15 protein-coding genes are annotated in these 15772 nt (G+C 73.8%); 9 read left to right on the forward strand and 6 right to left on the reverse strand.

Annotation, left to right across the window (positions count from 1 at the left end; all coding sequences use genetic code 11):
* Positions 1 to 78: 78 nt before the first annotated feature.
* Together ACFYO9_RS35210 and ACFYO9_RS35215 are read left to right on the forward strand one after the other, a co-directional pair.
* Positions 79 to 726 carry a TetR/AcrR family transcriptional regulator C-terminal domain-containing protein gene (locus ACFYO9_RS35210; RefSeq protein WP_355810109.1) on the forward strand — a complete coding sequence of 216 codons (648 nt, stop codon included), beginning with the start codon at positions 79 to 81 and terminating at the stop codon, positions 724 to 726.
* A 110-nt stretch (positions 727 to 836) separates the two neighbouring features.
* Positions 837 to 1547, forward strand: a complete 711-nt coding sequence (locus tag ACFYO9_RS35215) for a helix-turn-helix transcriptional regulator (RefSeq protein WP_355810106.1) — start codon at positions 837 to 839, stop codon at positions 1545 to 1547.
* 51 nt (positions 1548 to 1598) lie between these two features.
* Here ACFYO9_RS35215 and ACFYO9_RS35220 read toward each other — a convergent pair whose 3' ends face one another.
* Positions 1599 to 2174 (reverse strand): TetR family transcriptional regulator, encoded by a 576-nt coding sequence (locus tag ACFYO9_RS35220; RefSeq protein WP_358709749.1) that lies wholly within the window; start codon positions 2172 to 2174, stop codon positions 1599 to 1601.
* 69 nt (positions 2175 to 2243) lie between these two features.
* On the opposite strand from ACFYO9_RS35220, the gene ACFYO9_RS35225 reads away from it, so the two are divergent.
* The 3 genes from ACFYO9_RS35225 to ACFYO9_RS35235 all read left to right on the forward strand — a co-directional run bounded on the left by ACFYO9_RS35225 (position 2244) and on the right by ACFYO9_RS35235 (position 4780).
* Positions 2244 to 2546 (forward strand): hypothetical protein, encoded by a 303-nt coding sequence (locus ACFYO9_RS35225; protein ID WP_358777962.1) that lies wholly within the window; start codon positions 2244 to 2246, stop codon positions 2544 to 2546.
* Between the two features lie 128 nt (positions 2547 to 2674).
* Entirely contained in the window at positions 2675 to 3667 is a 993-nt protein-coding gene (locus ACFYO9_RS35230) for a DMT family transporter (RefSeq protein ID WP_358777963.1), read from the forward strand.
* A gap of 99 nt (positions 3668 to 3766) precedes the next feature.
* Positions 3767 to 4780 (forward strand): urea transporter, encoded by a 1014-nt coding sequence (locus ACFYO9_RS35235; protein WP_388667038.1) that lies wholly within the window; start codon positions 3767 to 3769, stop codon positions 4778 to 4780.
* A gap of 21 nt (positions 4781 to 4801) precedes the next feature.
* Here ACFYO9_RS35235 and ACFYO9_RS35240 read toward each other — a convergent pair whose 3' ends face one another.
* Both ACFYO9_RS35240 and ACFYO9_RS35245 read right to left on the reverse strand, forming a co-directional pair.
* On the reverse strand, positions 4802 to 5881 hold the full coding sequence (locus tag ACFYO9_RS35240; RefSeq protein ID WP_358777987.1) for a zinc-binding dehydrogenase: 1080 nt from the start codon (positions 5879 to 5881) through the stop codon (positions 4802 to 4804).
* Between the two features lie 69 nt (positions 5882 to 5950).
* A complete protein-coding gene (locus tag ACFYO9_RS35245) occupies positions 5951 to 7339 on the reverse strand; it encodes an aldehyde dehydrogenase family protein (protein WP_358777964.1) in 1389 nt (462 codons plus the stop codon).
* A 195-nt stretch (positions 7340 to 7534) separates the two neighbouring features.
* On the opposite strand from ACFYO9_RS35245, the gene ACFYO9_RS35250 reads away from it, so the two are divergent.
* On the forward strand, positions 7535 to 8674 hold the full coding sequence (locus ACFYO9_RS35250; protein ID WP_358777965.1) for a sulfotransferase: 1140 nt from the start codon (positions 7535 to 7537) through the stop codon (positions 8672 to 8674).
* A 127-nt stretch (positions 8675 to 8801) separates the two neighbouring features.
* Here the strand turns inward: ACFYO9_RS35250 and ACFYO9_RS35255 are convergent, their stop codons facing one another.
* The 3 genes from ACFYO9_RS35255 to ACFYO9_RS35265 all read right to left on the reverse strand — a co-directional run bounded on the left by ACFYO9_RS35255 (position 8802) and on the right by ACFYO9_RS35265 (position 12317).
* A complete protein-coding gene (locus ACFYO9_RS35255) occupies positions 8802 to 10079 on the reverse strand; it encodes an MFS transporter (protein WP_358777966.1) in 1278 nt (425 codons plus the stop codon).
* Positions 10079 to 11533 carry a citrate:proton symporter gene (locus tag ACFYO9_RS35260; RefSeq protein WP_358777967.1) on the reverse strand — a complete coding sequence of 485 codons (1455 nt, stop codon included), beginning with the start codon at positions 11531 to 11533 and terminating at the stop codon, positions 10079 to 10081. The genes ACFYO9_RS35255 and ACFYO9_RS35260 overlap by 1 nt, the downstream gene beginning before the upstream one ends.
* Before the next feature lie 139 nt (positions 11534 to 11672).
* Positions 11673 to 12317, reverse strand: a complete 645-nt coding sequence (locus ACFYO9_RS35265) for a TetR/AcrR family transcriptional regulator (protein WP_358777968.1) — start codon at positions 12315 to 12317, stop codon at positions 11673 to 11675.
* A gap of 102 nt (positions 12318 to 12419) precedes the next feature.
* On the opposite strand from ACFYO9_RS35265, the gene hmgA reads away from it, so the two are divergent.
* The 3 genes from hmgA to ACFYO9_RS35280 are packed head-to-tail and all read left to right on the forward strand — an operon-like array spanning position 12420 to position 15765.
* Entirely contained in the window at positions 12420 to 13769 is a 1350-nt protein-coding gene (gene hmgA, locus ACFYO9_RS35270; RefSeq protein WP_358777969.1) for a homogentisate 1,2-dioxygenase, read from the forward strand.
* Positions 13770 to 13781: 12 nt separating this feature from the next.
* Complete coding sequence (locus ACFYO9_RS35275) at positions 13782 to 14531, forward strand: GntR family transcriptional regulator (protein WP_355810080.1); 750 nt, start codon at positions 13782 to 13784, stop codon at positions 14529 to 14531.
* A 25-nt stretch (positions 14532 to 14556) separates the two neighbouring features.
* Positions 14557 to 15765 carry a type ISP restriction/modification enzyme gene (locus ACFYO9_RS35280; protein WP_358777970.1) on the forward strand — a complete coding sequence of 403 codons (1209 nt, stop codon included), beginning with the start codon at positions 14557 to 14559 and terminating at the stop codon, positions 15763 to 15765.
* Positions 15766 to 15772 lie beyond the last annotated feature (7 nt).

Raw genomic sequence — 15772 nt, forward strand, 5'->3', positions numbered from 1 at the left:
ACTCGAACAGACGTCGTGCGGACGTCGAGTTTTAAATTAGCACTGCTAGTTTGTGGCGGCAGCCCTACTATGTGCCGCATGGCCCGACCGCGCAAGCCCCTCCTCAGCCGTGAACGCATCGTCGACACGGCCCGCGCTCTCGTGGACTCCGAGGGACTCGCGGCCGTCTCCACGCGCCGCCTCGCCGCCGAGCTCGGCGTCAGCGGGCCCTCGCTCTACAACCACTTCCGCACCAAGGACCAGATCCTGGAGGCGGTCGCCGACTCGGTGAGCGCGCAGGTCGACCTGGCGATGTTCGAGCCGTCCGACGGGCGCGACTGGCGCACGGCGCTGCACGACTGGGCGGTCTCCTACCGGGCCGCGCTCACCCTGCACCCGAACATCGTTCCGGTGCTGGCGAGCGGGCCGGGGCGGCGGCCCGCCGGACTGCGGCTCGCCGACGCGGTGTTCGGGGCGATGGTGGACGCGGGCTGGCCCGCCGCGCAGGCCACGTCCATCGGCGCGCTGATGCGGTACTTCATCATGGGCTCCGCGCTCGGCTCGTTCGCCGGGGGCTTCGTGGACGACGAGGCGGCGTACGACCCCGCGGACTACCCGCACCTGGGCCAGGCCCACCTCCTCGCCGACCGCCAACAGGTCATCGACGAGCGGGCCTTCGAGGCGGGCCTGCGGGCACTGCTCGACGGCCTCGCGCTGCAGTACGAGCAGGTGCGGGTGCGGGCCTGACGCGGGCCGTTGGTGGGTCACCGTTCGGTGCGGGGCCCGATCCAGCCCCCGTCCCCGTCCGTGGTCACCGTTCGGTGCGGGCCGAAGTGTTCCTGCGCCATCCTGGTCGCATGAGACCCGGCCCCTCGAAGAACGCCGTCGCCCCCGCCCTCGCCTCCCTCGCCGCTCTGTTCGCGGACGAGACGCGGGCCGCCTGTCTGCTCGCGCTGCTCGACGGGCGGGCCTGGACGGCCGGTGAGCTGGCCCGGCACGCGGGCGTCGCCCCGTCGACGGCCAGCGAGCACCTGGGCCGGCTGGTCGGCGGCGGTCTGCTCGCCGAGGAGCGGCAGGGGCGGCACCGCTATGTACGCCTGGCCGACGAGCGGGTCGCCCAGCTCGTCGAGGACCTCGCCGCCCACGCGGCGCCGGGCGTGCGGACCGCGCCCCGCACGCTGCGCGAGGCGGGCGCCGCCGGCGCGATGGCGCGGGGCCGCACCTGCTACGACCACCTGGCGGGGCGCCTCGGCACCACGATCACCGGTGCCATGACGGACCGCGGGCTGCTGCGGCAGGACACCGGGTTCGCCCTGACCGACCGGGGCGTGGCCTGGTTCGGGGAGCTGGGCATCGCGCTCGCGTCCGGCGGGCGGCGGCCGCTGGCCAGGTCCTGCCTGGACTGGACGGAGCGCAGGCCGCACCTGGCCGGGCTCGCCGGAGCCGCGCTGTGCCGGCACGCGCTGGCCGAGGGCTGGTGCGAGCGGATCGGCTCGGAGCGGGCCGTACGGGTCACGCCGTCCGGGACGCGGGCCTTCGCCGCGCACCTCGGGATCGACGGCCTGTAGGGCCGGCCGCCCGTCGCATCTAGCTGCCGAGCCACCCACCCCACCGGACGGTCAGCCCGCGATGACCCGGTCCACCGCCGCCGCGACGATCGCGTCGCGCTCGGCCTCCGAGAGCACGTCCGGCAGGGTGAGCTGCTCGACGATCAGCCAATTGAACGTCAGGTACAGCAACTTGACCGCCATCGCGTCGCCCGGAAGGCCGGAGGCCTCGTGGTACGCGAGGTTGGCGTCGAGGTCGGCGCGGACGCGCTCGGTCAGGACGGCGCGCAGCTCGGGGCGCCGGGTCGCCTCCAGGCGCAGTTCGAGCAGGGCCAGATATCCCGTACGGAAGCCGCTGACCCGGCCGACGACCTCGCGCATCAGCTTGACGTAGGTCTCCTTGTCCGGCGTGGCGGTGCGCTGCCGTTCGATCTCCGCGGCGCCCGGCGTGAGCCGCTCGTACACCCGGGCGCCCGCCTGGGTCAGCAGGTCGTCCCGGTTGCCGAAGTAGTTGGACGCGGTACCGGTGGGCACCGCGGCCTCCGCGTCCACGGCCCGGAAGGTCAGCCCGCGGGCGCCCTCCCTGGCCAGCACCTCGATGGCGGCGTCGACCAGGGCAGCCCGCCGACCGTCGTTCCTGCGCACCATTGACACCACTCCATTTGCAGTACTACGTTGCGACCACTACAGCAGCAGTACTACAGGAGGAGTTACCGGATGCGCAAGCTGGTGTACTACATCGGCACCTCCCTCGACGGTCCGCCCGCTCGCCGGCCTCACGGACGCCCCGAACCTCCGCTTCGACACGGCCCTAAGGACATCTGGCTGTGCGGCGGCGGACGGGTGGCGGCGGCGCTGCTGCCCGAGCTCGATGAGCTGATCGTCAAGAGCTACCCCGTGGTCGCGGGGGCCGGAGTCCCCGTGTTCGCCGGGGAGTTCGACCCCACGCGGTTCCGCGTGACCGCACGCGAGGAGTTCCCGAGCGGGGTGCTGATGACCTGGTTCGAGGCCCTCCGGTGAGGTGGGCGTGCGGAGGTGGTGGACGGACACTGCGGCTGACGGCAACCGTGCGGAGGTGATGGACGGACCCTGCGGCTGACGGCAACCGTGCGGTGAGCGCCGAAGCGTTCGCGTTCTAGCCTCTGCGCATGTCTTCCTCCCGCCCGGCCCCCGTCACCCGTCCCCCGGCTTCCGCTCGCGCGAAAGCCGGCTCCCTCTCCCGTCGTCCACCGCCGCGCCCCCAGCTCCTCGCCGCGGCCGCCGCCACGGTCACCGTCGTCATGTGGGCCTCCGCCTTCGTGTCGATCCGCAGTGCGGGCTCCGCCTACTCCCCCGGCGCGCTGGCGCTCGGGCGGCTCCTCGCCGGGGCGGTGACGCTGGTGGCCGTCTGGGCGGTGCGCAGGGAGGGGCTGCCGCCGCGGGCCGCCTGGCCGGGGATCGCCGTCTCCGGGCTGCTGTGGTTCGGGGTGTACATGGTCGTCCTCAACTGGGGCGAGCAGCAGGTCGACGCGGGCACCGCCGCGCTGCTGGTGAACATCGGCCCCCTCCTCGTCGCCCTGCTCGGCTCGCGGCTGCTCGGCGACCCGCTGCCGCCGCGGCTGCTCGCGGGCATGGCCGTCTCGTTCGCGGGGGCGGCCGCCGTCGGCTTCTCGATGTCCGGCGAGGGGCGCGCCTCGCTCCTCGGTGTGGCGCTCTGCCTGACGGCGGCCGTGGGGTACGCCGCCGGCGTCGTCGCACAGAAGCCCGCGCTGGGCAGCGCGAGCGCGCTGCAGGTGACGACTTTCGGCTGCCTGGCGGGTGCGGTCCTGTGTCTGCCGTTCGCGGGGCAGTTGGTGACCGACCTGCGCCACGCGCCGGCCTCCGCGACCCTCAACATGGTCTATCTGGGCGTCTTTCCGACCGCGCTCGCCTTCACCACATGGGCGTACGCGCTGGCCAGGACGACCGCGAGCCGGATGGGCGCGACGACGTACGCCGTGCCCGCCCTGGTCGTCCTGATGTCGTGGCTGGCGCTCGACGAGGTGCCGGGGGCGGTCACGCTGGGGGGCGGCGCGCTCTGCCTCGCGGGGGTCGCGGTGGCTCGATCCCGCCCCCGCGCCCGGCCCGGCGATGTTCCGGAGGTCCCCACCCCGGATAAGTAGATGTAACCTGCATCCGTCTCGTCCGGCGCCGGGCCGCGGAGGCCGCGTGCGTTAATAACCGGACGCCGGATGTATGGGACACAAGTACAGAACGCGGGGGTGGCCGTGGGGCACGCGACGGATGCGCTGGACGCCGGGGGCTCGACCGGTGGTACGGGACGGGTGGCCGGGATGCCGCGCGCCCGCGCCTTCGCCGCGCAGGTGCTGCGCGGGCACGCGCAGGTCACCTTCCTGCCGAGCGCCGCGGCGGGCGCCCTCTTCTGCCTCGCGCTCTTCGCGGCGGGCTGGGAGTACGGGCTCTACGGCCTGGGCGGCGCCGCCGTCGGCACGGCCACGGCACGGCTCCTGGGCGTGGACCGCGACCGTGTCTCGGTCGGCCTCGAAGGCTTCAACGCCTGCCTGACGGCGCTCGGTTGCGCGGTCTTCCTCGGCGCGGAGCACCTCTCGACCGCGCTGCTCGCGGTCGCGGGCTGCGTGGTCGTCACCGTCGTGACGGCGGCCGTGGTGCGGCTCTTCGGGGTCTGGGGACTGCCCTCGCTCACCCTGCCGTTCTGTCTGGTCGCCTCCGCGACGACGGTCGCGGCGCCCGGCTTCCGGCGGGTGTGGCACCACGGCGAGGGCCTGGCCGCGCTCGCGGCGCCCGCGTCGGGGCCGACCTCCCTCCAACCGGACGACCTCGCCCGGGGGTTCTTCGCCGGCTTCGGCCAGATCTTCCTCATGCCCCAGTGGTACGTGGGCGCCCTGCTGCTGCTCGGCTTCCTCGTCGCCGGGCCCCGCGTGGCCGCCGTGGCGAGCCTGGGCAGCGCCGTCGGCATCGCCACGGGCTGGGCGCTGGGCGCGCCCGCGGCGCGGATCGCCGACGGCACGACGGGGTACAACGCCGTCCTCGTCGCCCTCGCCCTGTGCGGGGTCTTCCTGCCGGCGCGGGCGGCGACACTCACGTACGCGCTCGTGGGCGCCGCCACCGCGACGGCGCTCAGCCCGGCGGTGGCGGCGCTCGCCGCGCCGGCCGGCGGCCACGCCTTCACGTGGCCGTTCGTGCTGACGACCCTCGTGTTCCTGGCGGCGGCGACGGCCTTCCCCCGGCTCACCGTTCCGGCCGCGGAGGGCTGACCGCCGACCGGCCGGATCCGGTCAGAAGACGACCAGCGCCCGGCCGCCCTTGCCCGCGACCATGTTGTCGAAGGCGGCCGGAATGTCGTCGAGGGCGATCCGGTCGGTCACCAGGGCGCCGAGGTCGAGCCGGCCCGCGCGGACGTGTTCGGCGAGGATCGGCAGGTCGACCGCCGGGTCGCAGTTGCCGTACACGCAGCCGGAGAGCGTCCTGCCCCAGTGGAAGAGCTCCAGGGCGTTGAAGGTGACCTGCTGGTCCTTGCCGCCGATGCCGACCACCGTGGTGCGGCCGCCGCGCCGGGTCGACTCCCAGGCCGTACGGATCGTCACCGCGCGGCCCACGCACTCCACGGCCACGTCGACGCCATGGCCGCCGGTGAGCTTACGGATGTCCTTCGCCGTCGTCTCCGACGCCACCACGTACTCCGTGGCGCCCGCGGCGCGCGCCAACTCCTCCTTCTCCGGGGAGACATCGACCGCGACGATCCGTGCCGCGCCCGCGATCCTGGCCGCCTGCAGCGTGGCGAGGCCCACCCCGCCGACGCCGAAGACCGCCACGCTCTCACCCTCCCGGACCCGCGCCGCGTGGTGCACGGCGCCGTACCCGGTCAGGACGGCGCAGCCGAGCAGGGCCGCGTCGGTGAGCGGGACGCCGTCCGGCACCGGCAGGACACAGCCCGCCGCGGCCACCGTCTCCTCGGCGAACGCGGCGACGTTCAGGCCGGGGTGGAGATCGGTGCCGTCGGAGCGCCGGGCGTAGACGTCCGCCGCGCCCGCGAGCGCGTTGCCGCAGAGCCACACCTCGCCGAGCGTGCAGGCGTGACAACTGCCGCAGGACGGCGCCCAGTTCAGGACGACGCCGTCGCCGGGGGCGACGTGGGTGACGCCCTCCCCGACGGAGACCACGGTGCCCGCGCCCTCGTGGCCGAGGACGGCGGGCACCGGGACCCGCATCGTGCCGTTGGTGAGGGACAGGTCGGAGTGGCAGACCCCGGCTGCGGCGAGGCGCACCCGGACCTGGCCGGGCCCCGGCTCCGGCAGGTCGATCTCGGCGATCTCCAGCGGGGAGCCGACGGCGGGGAGGATGGCGGCGCGGACCACGTTCACGTACTCCTTGGGGAAGTGGGCGGGCTGGGGGCGGGGCTCAGGACCTGGGGGCGGTCGTGCGGGTCAGAACTGCAGGGACTTCGTCTGCAGGTACTCGGTCAGGCCGTGCGCACCCAGTTCGCGGCCGACGCCCGACTGCTTGTACCCGCCGAAGGGGGCCAGGGGGTTGAAGCTGCCGCCGTTGATGTCGACCTGGCCGGTGTCCATGCGGCGCGCGAAGGCCACGGCCTCCGCGTCGTCGGCCGCCCACACGGCGCCCGCCAGCCCGTACACGGTGCCGTTCGCGATGCGCAGGGCGTCGTCCTCGTCCTCGTACCGGATGATCGAGACGACCGGGCCGAAGATCTCCTCCTGGGCGATGGTCATCTCGGGCGTGACGTCGGCGAAGACGGTCGGCTGGACGAAGTAGCCCTTGTCCTGCGGGGCTTCGGGGCCGCCGGCCACGATCCGGGCGCCCTCCTCGACGCCCTTCTCGATGTAGCCGCGCACGCGTGCCTGCTGCTTGGCGTTGACGACGGGGCCGATGCGCGGGCCGTACTTGGCGGCCGCGGCGGCGGCGAGCTCGACCGCCTCCTCGTAACGGTCGGTATGCACCAGCATGCGGGTCCAGGCGCTGCACGTCTGGCCGGAGTTGGACATGACGTTGGCGACGCCGACGTTCACGGCCTTGGCGAGGTCGGCGCTCGGCAGGATGACGTTGGCGGACTTGCCGCCGAGCTCCAGCGCGACGCGCTTGACGGCCGCGCCCGCGGTGGCGCCGATCTGCCGGCCGACGGCGGTGGAGCCGGTGAACGAGACGAGGTCGACGCCCTCGTGCTCCGCGAGTGCCTGGCCCGCGACCGGGCCGAGTCCGGTGACCAGGTTGAAGACGCCCGCGGGCACGCCCGCCTCGTGCACCGCCTCGGCGAAGAGCTGGGCGGTGAGCGGGGTGTCCTCGGCGGGCTTCAGCACCACCGTGCAGCCCGCGGCGAGGGCGGGCGCCACCTTGTTGACGATCTGGTGCAGCGGGTAGTTCCAGGGCGTGATCGCGCCGACCACGCCGACCGGCTCCAGATAGACGGTGGAGTTGCCCACCCGCTCCTGGAAGGGGTGGGCCGCGGCGAGCTCGGCGTACGAGCCGGAGACCAGGATCGGCACGCCGGCGTGCACGGCCTCGGAGAACGCCAGGGGCGCGCCCAGCTCGGCGGTGACGGTCTCGGCGATCTCGTCCTTGCGGGCGACCAGGCGGTCCCTGAGGGCGCCGATCAGGGAGGCGCGCTCGGCGGGCGGCGTGGCGGCCCAGCCGGGCAGGGCGGCGCGGGCGGCGCGCACCGCGGCGTCGACGTCCTGCGCGGTGCCGGCCGGGACCCGGCCGACGGGCTCTTCGTCGGCCGGGTTCAGGACCGTGATGGTGTCGGTGCCCGCGGCCGGGCGCCAGGCACCGTCGATGTACATCCCGTCGTGGGCCTTCATCGCGTTCCTCCAGATAGTCGTCGGCGCCCCCAAACTAGCGCTGATAGTTTTCGGACACCAGGGGGGTCCGCGCCATGCCCGTGCCAACGAGTGCGCCCCGTGACCATCTCCCGTGCCATCTGGTGCGCCCACGCGTCCGTGTGCTGAGGTGCACAGCGTCCCGCAAGACCCGCGACACCGCCCCGGAGGGTGATCGTGCGCAGCCTGACCTTCGTCATCGGCACGGGCCGCAGCGGCTCCACCGCCCTCTCCCGCATCCTCAGCACCCACCCCGACGTGCTCAGCCTCAACGAGTACATGGCCTCGGTCGGCGACGCGGCCTTCCCCGAGGGGCGGCTGACCGGCGCGGAGTTCTGGGAGACGCTCTTCCGGCCCACCCCGTACTTCGCGGGCATGCTCCGCAGCGGGGTGCTGATGCCGGAGTTCCTCTACACCCGCAGGCCGGGCCGGTACGCGGCCGGGACCACCGGCATCCCCGCGCTCTCCCTGATGGTGCTGCCCCACCTCACCGACGATCCCGACGCCCTCCTCGACGAGATCCGCGCGGCGGTCGTCGAGTGGCCCGACCGTACGGCCCCGCGCCATCACGAGGCGCTCTTCGCGCTGCTCGGCGAACGGTTCGGGCGCACGGCGGCGGTGGAGCGCTCCGGGTACTCGACGGGCTGGGCACCGGGGCTGCGGGCCGCGTTCCCGTACGCGCGGTTCGTGCACCTGCACCGGGACGGGCCGGACTGCGCCCTGTCCATGAGCCGTCATCCCGGGTACCGGGTGATCACGCTGATGCGGGAGATCGCGGAGCGGACGGGGGTGGAGCACCTGGCCGAGCTGACGGCCGAGCAGGTGCGGTCCCTGCCGCCGGATCTGGCCCCCCTGCTCGGCGAGCGGTTCGACGCGGCCCTCGTACGCGACCGCGATCTGCCCCTGCGCCGCTTCGCCGACCTCTGGTCCGAACTGGTCGGGGACGGCGTCCGCTTCCTCGACGGCCTGCCCGCCGGACAGGGCATGTCGCTGGCCTACGAGGATCTGCTCGACGCCCCACGCGAGGAACTGACCCGCCTCGCGGCGTTCGTCGGGGTCGAACCGGTCACCTCCTGGCTGGACGGCGCCTGCGCCCACCTCGACGGCAGCCGCCGCGGCTCGGCGGGCCGGCAGCTGACGGCGGAGGAACTGGCGGACGTACGGGAGGGCTGCGCGGCGGGGACGCGGGCGCTGGCGGGGTCCGGGGCGGGAGCGGGGTCGGGGTCTGCGGCTGGGCGGGGAGCGGGGCCGGGGTCTGGGCCGGGAGCGGGGTCGGGGCCGGGAGCGGGGTCTGGGTCTGCGGCCGGGCGGGGGTGACGCCTCGCCCTCATCAGTTCCGTACCGGGTCCGAACCTGGCTCGTACCGCGTCCGTGCCGGGTCCGAACCGGTCCCTTACCGCGTCCGTACCCCGACCGTTTCCCACCGCCCCCGGCCCCTCAGGACTCAGGACCGCCCGACAACTCGCTTGTCCCGGTGACCCGTTCGGCCGGCCCCGCCCTCCCCCGCCCCCGGCGGGCCACCCCCGCCCCAGGGAAGCCCGCGCAGCCCCAGCCCCGCCCCCACCAGCAACAACCCGCCCAACATCACGAACGGTGCCGCCACCCCGGCGACCCCCGCCACCAGGCCCGCCGACGCGGGAGCCGCGACCTGGCCGAGGCGGTTGCCGGTGAGGCGCAGGGCCAGGGCCGTCGAGCGGGCGCCGTCGGGGGCCGCCTGGACGACGGTCGTCATGGAGAGCGGCTGGCCCACCCCCAGGCAGAAGCCGAGCGCGGCGAGCATCAGGGCGAGGCCCCAGACCGGGACGGGCAGCGCCATGGCCGCGCACAGCAGCCCGCCGAGCAGACAGGTGCCGGCCAGGAGTGCGCCGCGGCCGAGGCGGCGGATCATCGGCGTCATCACGAGCCGGCAGGCGATCGTGGCGGCGGCCCGCAACGAGAGCAGCAGGCCCACGGTGGCGGGGGCGATGCCCCGGTGTTCGCCGACCACCGGGAGGTAGGCGGTGAGGATGTCCGTGGCGGAGAGCACGGCGAGGCTGATGAAGATGCCCGCGGGCACGCCCCGGGTGCGCAGGATGCCGAGCACCGGGACGCGCTGCGCCCGCTCCGGCGCGGGCCCCGTCCGCCGCCGCTCGATGCGCCACAGCGAGGTGAGCGAGACGGCGGCGACCCCCGCCGCGACGACCAGCGCGAGGGCGCTCGTACGGCCGGTGTCGGCACCGATCAGGGCGCCCGCGGCGACCGGCCCGATCAGCTGGCCGAGGGAGGCGCCGATGGTGAAGTGGCCGAAGTTGCGGTCCTGTTCGGCGGGCGCGGACTGCCGGGCCACGATCGACTGGGCGCCGATCACGAAGCAGAGGTGGCCGAGGCCCATCACCCCGCTCCAGGCGGCCATCGCGGCGAGCGAGTCCGCCGTACCGCTCAGGGCGCAGCCGCCGGCGATCAGGAAGACGCCGAGCGGCAGCAGCGGCGCGCACCGCCCGTGGTCCGTCCGGCGGCCGAGCGGGACGGCGGCGAAGAGCGGCAGCAGGGCGTACACGCCCGCGATGACGCCGACGGCCCGCTCGTCGGCGCCCAGCGCGAGGGCCCGGTAGGAGACGGCGGGCCGCGCCATCGACACCGCCCCCTGCGCGAAGCCGAAGGCGATGACGAGGCGCAGCAGCCACCCCCTGGCACCGGGCCCGGACCCCGGCCCTTGCGCCGGCCCGGACGACGCGGCCGGCATCAGATGATGCCGAAGAGGATTCCGGCGCCGAGGACCACCAGCGAGGTGAGCACGGCCCATTTGACGGTGAACTTGGTGTGGTCGCCGAACTCGACCTTGGCCATGCCGACGAGGACGTACACGGCGGGCACCAGCGGGCTCGACATGTGCAGCGCCTGTCCGGCGATGGAGGCGCGGGCGATCTCCAGGGTGGAGACGCCGTGGGCCTGGCCCGCCTCGGCGAGGACCGGCAGGACGCCGAAGTAGAAGCCGTCGTTGGACATGAAGTAGGTGAGCGGGATGGAGAGCAGGCCGGTCACCAGGCCCATCTGCGGGCCCATGCCCTCGGGGATGGCACCGACGAGCCAGTCGGCCATGTGGTCGACCATGCCGGTGCCGGTGAGCACCCCGGTGAAGACGGCGGCGGCGAAGACCATGCCGGTGACGTTGAGTACGTTCTCCGCGTGGGCGGCGACACGGGCCCTCTGGTCGGGCATGTGCGGGTAGTTGACGGTGAGGGCGAGCGCGGCGCCGAGCAGGAAGAGGACCGGGATCGGCAGCCACTCCATGATCATGGCGGTGAGCAGCAGGACGGTGAGGGCGGCGTTGAACCAGTAGAGCCCCGGGCGCAGCGTGGCGCGGTGGGGGTCGAGCCCCTGGAGCCCGTCGTCGCCGTCCTCGGCGCCGGGCCCGCCCTCGGGGGCGTCCGCGTCGGAGCCGGAGCCGGAGCCCGAGCCGGCAGCGGGCTTCTTCGTGAGCGACGTGCGCCCGTCGCCGCCGCCCGCGGTGCCCGCGGTGCCCGCGCCGACCAGCACCGTCTCCTCGGCGGTCTCCTTCTCCAGGACCTCGTCGAGCGACAGGACGCCGAGCCGCTTGCGCTCGCGCAGGCCCAGGGCGTACGCGAGGACGAAGACGGCGACCAGCCCCATGGCGAGCGCCGGGATCATGGGGACGAAGATGTCGGTCGCGTCGACCTTGAGCGCGGTCGCGGCGCGGGCCGTCGGGCCGCCCCAGGGCAGCGTGTTCATGACGCCGTTGGCGGTCGCGGCGACACCGGTCATCACGACGAGGCTCATCTTCAGGCGCCGGTAGAGCGGATACATCGCCGACACCGTGATCATGAAGGTGGTCGAGCCGTCGCCGTCGAGCGAGACGATCGCGGCGAGCACGGCGGTGCCGATCACGATGCGCACCGGGTCGGCCTTGCAGAAGCGCAGGATGCCCCGGACGATCGGGTCGAACAGGCCGACGTCGATCATGACGCCGAAGTACACGATGGCGAACATGAGCATGGCCGCGGTGGGCGCCAGATTGCCGACGCCGTCGAGGACGTAGTCCCCGAGGTGGGCCCCCTTCCCGACGAACACGCAGAAGAGTGCGGGGATCAGCACCAGGGCCGCGATCGGCGACATCTTCTTCATCATGATCAACACCAGGAAGGTGGCGATCATGACGAATCCGAGGATTGTCAGCATGGGGGCTACCTCACGTTCACCATCGAACTCCCACCAGGTCTGGCGGTCCGGACGACGTTAGGACCCGCTCTCCGGCGTTAACAAGATGTTGACGTGCGAGCAATAAGCGCAAAACTCCTGGTCACGGCCGGGTGCCGGCTCAGTCCAGGGACCGCCCCAGGTACGCGTGCAGCAGCTTGCGTGCCTCGTCGACGAGGGCCGCGTCGCCCGACGGCGCGGCGCGGAAGGCCAGCTGGAGGACCGCGTCGACCGCCTCGACGCCGACCAGCATCGTGCGGCGCAGGTCCGCGTCGAGCGGGCGGTCCAGGTGGACGGAGAGCAGCGCGGCCACCCGTTCGGCGACCTGGACGTTGGCGTCGGGCATCGCCTCGGGCGCGCAGGGGACGCCGAAGTCGACGAGGCCGAAGCCGGGGACCGTACGCATCATCGCCAGGTACTCGTCGAAGGCCGCGTCGACGGCGCCGCGCCAGTCGCCGCGCTCCACGGCGGCGACGCGCTCGGTCACGCGCTGCGCGTACGCGTCGAGGTTGCGGTGGGCGAGGGCGTCGACGAGGGCGCGCTTGTTGCCGAAGAAGCGGTAGACCGAGCCGATCGGGACGCCGGCGCGCTGGGCGACGGCGCGGGTGGTGAGGCCCTCGTAGCCGACCTCGTCCAGGACGGCGGCGCAGGCGTCGAGGATCCGGGTCAGCCGTTCGGTGCTGCGCTCCTGTACGGGGACGCGGCGCATGGAGGCCGGGGACGGCGGGCCGGGCCGCGGGTCCTCGGGCGGGTTCGGGTGGGGCATTCCGGGACAGTAGAGCATCGCTCACCTTCCCGCTTCCTCTTGCGGAAGGAAAAAGTCAATCCTACGGTGTCCCATAGGAATCACTGATGAGGGAGCGGTGCGATGACCGGGGACCACGCAGGCAACGCGGAGCGAGCGGACGCGAGCGACGCACGCAAGAGCGCCGAGGGGCTGGCCTACCTCTCCGGCTTCGGCAACGAACACAGCTCCGAAGCCGTGCCCGGCGCCCTGCCGCACGGCCGCAACTCCCCCCAGCGCGCGCCCCTCGGGCTCTACGCCGAGCAGCTGAGCGGCTCGGCGTTCACCGAGCCCCGCGCGCACAACCGGCGCTCGTGGCTCTACCGCATCCGCCCCTCGGCCGCGCACCCGCGGTTCACGCGCGTCGACAACGGCGCGCTGCGCACCGCCCCCTTCGCCGAGTCGGTGCCCGACCCCAACCGGCTGCGCTGGAACCCGCTCCCCGAGCCCGCGCCCGGCACGGACTTCCTCGCGGGCCTGTGGACGCTCGGCGGCAACGGCGACGCGACCCAGCGCACCGGCATGGGCATTCACCTCTACCACGCCAACTCCTCGATGACGGAACGGGTGTTCAGCGACGCGGACGGCGAACTGCTCGTCGTGCCCGAGCACGGCGGACTGCTCCTGCGCACCGAGTTCGGCCTGCTGCACGCGGAGCCCGGCGAGGTCGCGCTGATCCCGCGCGGTGTGCGCTTCCGCGTGGAGCTGCTCGACGCGAGCGCCCGCGGTTACGTGTGCGAGAACTACGGCGCGCCCTTCCAGCTTCCCGACCTGGGCCCGATCGGTGCCAACGGCCTGGCGAACGCGCGGGACTTCCGGGCGCCGGTCGCCGCGTACGAGGACGTCGAGGGGCCGGTGGAGGTGGTGAACAAGTTCTGCGGCAACCTCTGGCAGGCGACGTACGACCACTCGCCGCTCGACGTGGTCGCCTGGCACGGCAACCACGTCCCGTACGTCTACGATCTGCACCGCTTCAACGTCATCGGCTCGATCAGCTACGACCACCCGGACCCGTCGATCTTCACGGTGCTCACCTCGCCGTCCGACACCCCGGGCCTCGCCGGCGTCGACTTCGTCGTCTTCGCGCCGCGCTGGCTGGTGGGCGAGGACACCTTCCGGCCGCCGTACTTCCACCGGAACGTGATGAGCGAGTACATGGGCCTGATCGAGGGCGCCTACGACGCGAAGGCGGAGGGCTTCGTGCCCGGCGGGGGCTCGCTGCACAACATGATGTCCGCGCACGGCCCCGACCGCGAGACCTTCGAGAAGGCGTCCGCGGCCGAGCTGCGCCCGCAGAAGATCGACGACGGCCTCGCCTTCATGTTCGAGACGCGCTGGCCGGTGACGGCGACCGAACAGGCGGCGACCGCGTCCCACCTGCAGCGCGGCTACGACGACGTGTGGCAGGGTCTGGAGCGCCACTTCCGTGACTGATTCGGAGAGACCGTGACCGCATTCGCCCCGGACTCGATCGTCCTGAATCGGAAGCTACCGCTCTGGTATCAGGTGTCGCAGTCGTTGCGCGCCTCGATACTGGGGCGCTCCCCCGACGCCCCGCTCCGGCTGCCCACCGAGGAGCAGTTGGCGGGGCACTACGGGGTGAGCGTGCTGACCATGCGGCAGGCGCTCAAGGAGCTGGAGGACGAGGGGCTGATCACCCGGCACCGGCGGCGCGGCACCTTCATCGAGCCGAGCGCCCGGCGCGGCACCCCGGTCCGGCTGCTGGGCTCGGTCGACGCGATCGTGGCCCAGCAGTCGGGCATGACCACCCGGCTCCTGGACCACGGCACGGTCCCGCTCCCCGCCGAACTCGCCGAGCACTTCCCGGACTCGGCGGAGGTGGCCACGTACCACCGGCTGCGCCGCGACGAGAAGACGGGCGAGCCGACCAACCACGCGCGCAACTACATCCGCCCCGAACTGGCCGCCCGCATCGAGGGCGAGGACCTGGTGCGCTGGCCGATGACGAAGGTCCTGCGCGACGTGGTGGGCGTCCGCATCAGCCGGATCACCGACACCGTCGAGGCCACCCTCGCCGACCCGGAGACCGCCCGGCTGCTCGAAGTGCCGCTGCTCAGCCCGATCCTGCACTACACGGGCGTCACCTACGACGAGCACGGCAGGACCCTGGACGTGGCCCGCATCCACTACCGCGGCGACCGCTTCTCCTTCTCGGTCACGCTCGACGCGACGTGACGGGGCCGGGCGCTCCCGTCGTACGATGCCGGACGTGACGCACGACGAAGCGCCGCTGCTCGCGGATCTCATGCCGTGGTCCGTCGCACCGCTCCGGCCGGGCCGCGGGTGGCCGATGGGCCCGGACTCCGCATCTCTGAAGGCCCGTTGGAACGCGCTCGTGCGCGCCGCGGGCCAAGACCGCGAGGCCCTCTTCTGCCCCACCCGCGCCCGCACCCTGCACACCGCGGTCGCCCAGCTCCCCGGCCACCCCGGCGGCACCGGCCGGCTGGCCCGCGAGAGCGGCCCCTGCCCCGAACCCGTGCGCGTCCTGCACGGCCCGTACGACGAACAGTGGCTGATCCCCGACCACCGCCTCCTCGACGTCGCCCGTCCCGAGCTGTGGCGGGTCGCGGGCGAGGGTCAGCTCTTCGCCGTCGAACAGGGCCATGTCCCGGGCGCCGCGGGGCCCGCCGTCCTCGCCTCCGCCGTGCTGCCGGACGGCCGCTCACCGGCCGGGCGGCCGGGCCGCGTCCGGCCGCTGTTCCGCCGCCCCGGCGGCCTTGAGCCCAATGTGACGCCCGGGCTGCTCGCGCACCTCTCGGACACGCTCGGGCAGGACGTGACGGCGCCCGCGCTGCTCGCCTGGGCGCTGGCGACCGGGACCGGGTCACCGGCCGGCTGCCGCGTGCCGCTCACCCGGGACGCCGATGTCTGGGTGCGGGGCGTGGAGCTCGGGCGGCGGCTGCTCCGGCTGCAGCTGCGCGGCAACGGCGGCGGCGACCGGCCGAAGCTGCCGGGCGGCCGCAGACCGTACGTCCGTTCGCCGCTCCCCGCCCGGCCGCGCACCCTCGCGTACGACGCCGACGAGGAGGTGCTCCTGGTCGGCGACGAGGGCGTCATCTCGCCGGTGCCGAGACAGGCCTGGGAGTACGAGGTGAGCGGCGTGCGGATCGTCGAGCGGTGGTTCGCCCTGCGCACCGAGCCGGCCGAGGCGGGCACCCTGGAGGCGATCCGGCCGACGGTCTGGCCCCAGCCGTGGACGTCCGAACTGCTCGAACTCATCACGGTGTTGGCGCTGGTGGCGGAGCTCGCCCCGCGTCAGGAGGAGCTGCGCTCGTCCCTCGGCGCGTCCCTCACCGAGGACGGGCTGCGCCGGGCGGGCGTCCTGCCCGTGCCCGAGGCCGCGCGCAGGCCCGCGTCGGTCCTGGACCACCGCGAAGAGGGGCCGGAGGGGCAGTTCGCCCTGCTCTGAGGTTGCG

The organism is Streptomyces sp. NPDC005863 (assembly GCF_042871345.1).
Classification (GTDB): domain Bacteria; phylum Actinomycetota; class Actinomycetes; order Streptomycetales; family Streptomycetaceae; genus Streptomyces.

Excerpts from the sequence above, each read along its gene's own strand:
- ACFYO9_RS35210 (WP_355810109.1), top strand. The coding sequence starts at position 79 with ATGGCCCGACCGCGCAAGCCCCTCCTCAGCCGTGAACGCATCGTCGAC.
- ACFYO9_RS35215 (WP_355810106.1), top strand. The coding sequence starts at position 837 with ATGAGACCCGGCCCCTCGAAGAACGCCGTCGCCCCCGCCCTCGCCTCC.
- ACFYO9_RS35225 (WP_358777962.1), top strand. The coding sequence starts at position 2,244 with ATGCGCAAGCTGGTGTACTACATCGGCACCTCCCTCGACGGTCCGCCC.
- hmgA (WP_358777969.1), top strand. The coding sequence starts at position 12,420 with ATGACCGGGGACCACGCAGGCAACGCGGAGCGAGCGGACGCGAGCGAC.
- ACFYO9_RS35260 (WP_358777967.1), bottom strand. The coding sequence starts at position 11,533 with ATGCTGACAATCCTCGGATTCGTCATGATCGCCACCTTCCTGGTGTTG.
- ACFYO9_RS35255 (WP_358777966.1), bottom strand. The coding sequence starts at position 10,079 with ATGCCGGCCGCGTCGTCCGGGCCGGCGCAAGGGCCGGGGTCCGGGCCC.
- ACFYO9_RS35230 (WP_358777963.1), top strand. The coding sequence starts at position 2,675 with ATGTCTTCCTCCCGCCCGGCCCCCGTCACCCGTCCCCCGGCTTCCGCT.
- ACFYO9_RS35265 (WP_358777968.1), bottom strand. The coding sequence starts at position 12,317 with ATGCCCCACCCGAACCCGCCCGAGGACCCGCGGCCCGGCCCGCCGTCC.
- ACFYO9_RS35280 (WP_358777970.1), top strand. The coding sequence starts at position 14,557 with ATGCCGGACGTGACGCACGACGAAGCGCCGCTGCTCGCGGATCTCATG.
- ACFYO9_RS35220 (WP_358709749.1), bottom strand. The coding sequence starts at position 2,174 with ATGGTGCGCAGGAACGACGGTCGGCGGGCTGCCCTGGTCGACGCCGCC.
- ACFYO9_RS35245 (WP_358777964.1), bottom strand. The coding sequence starts at position 7,339 with ATGAAGGCCCACGACGGGATGTACATCGACGGTGCCTGGCGCCCGGCC.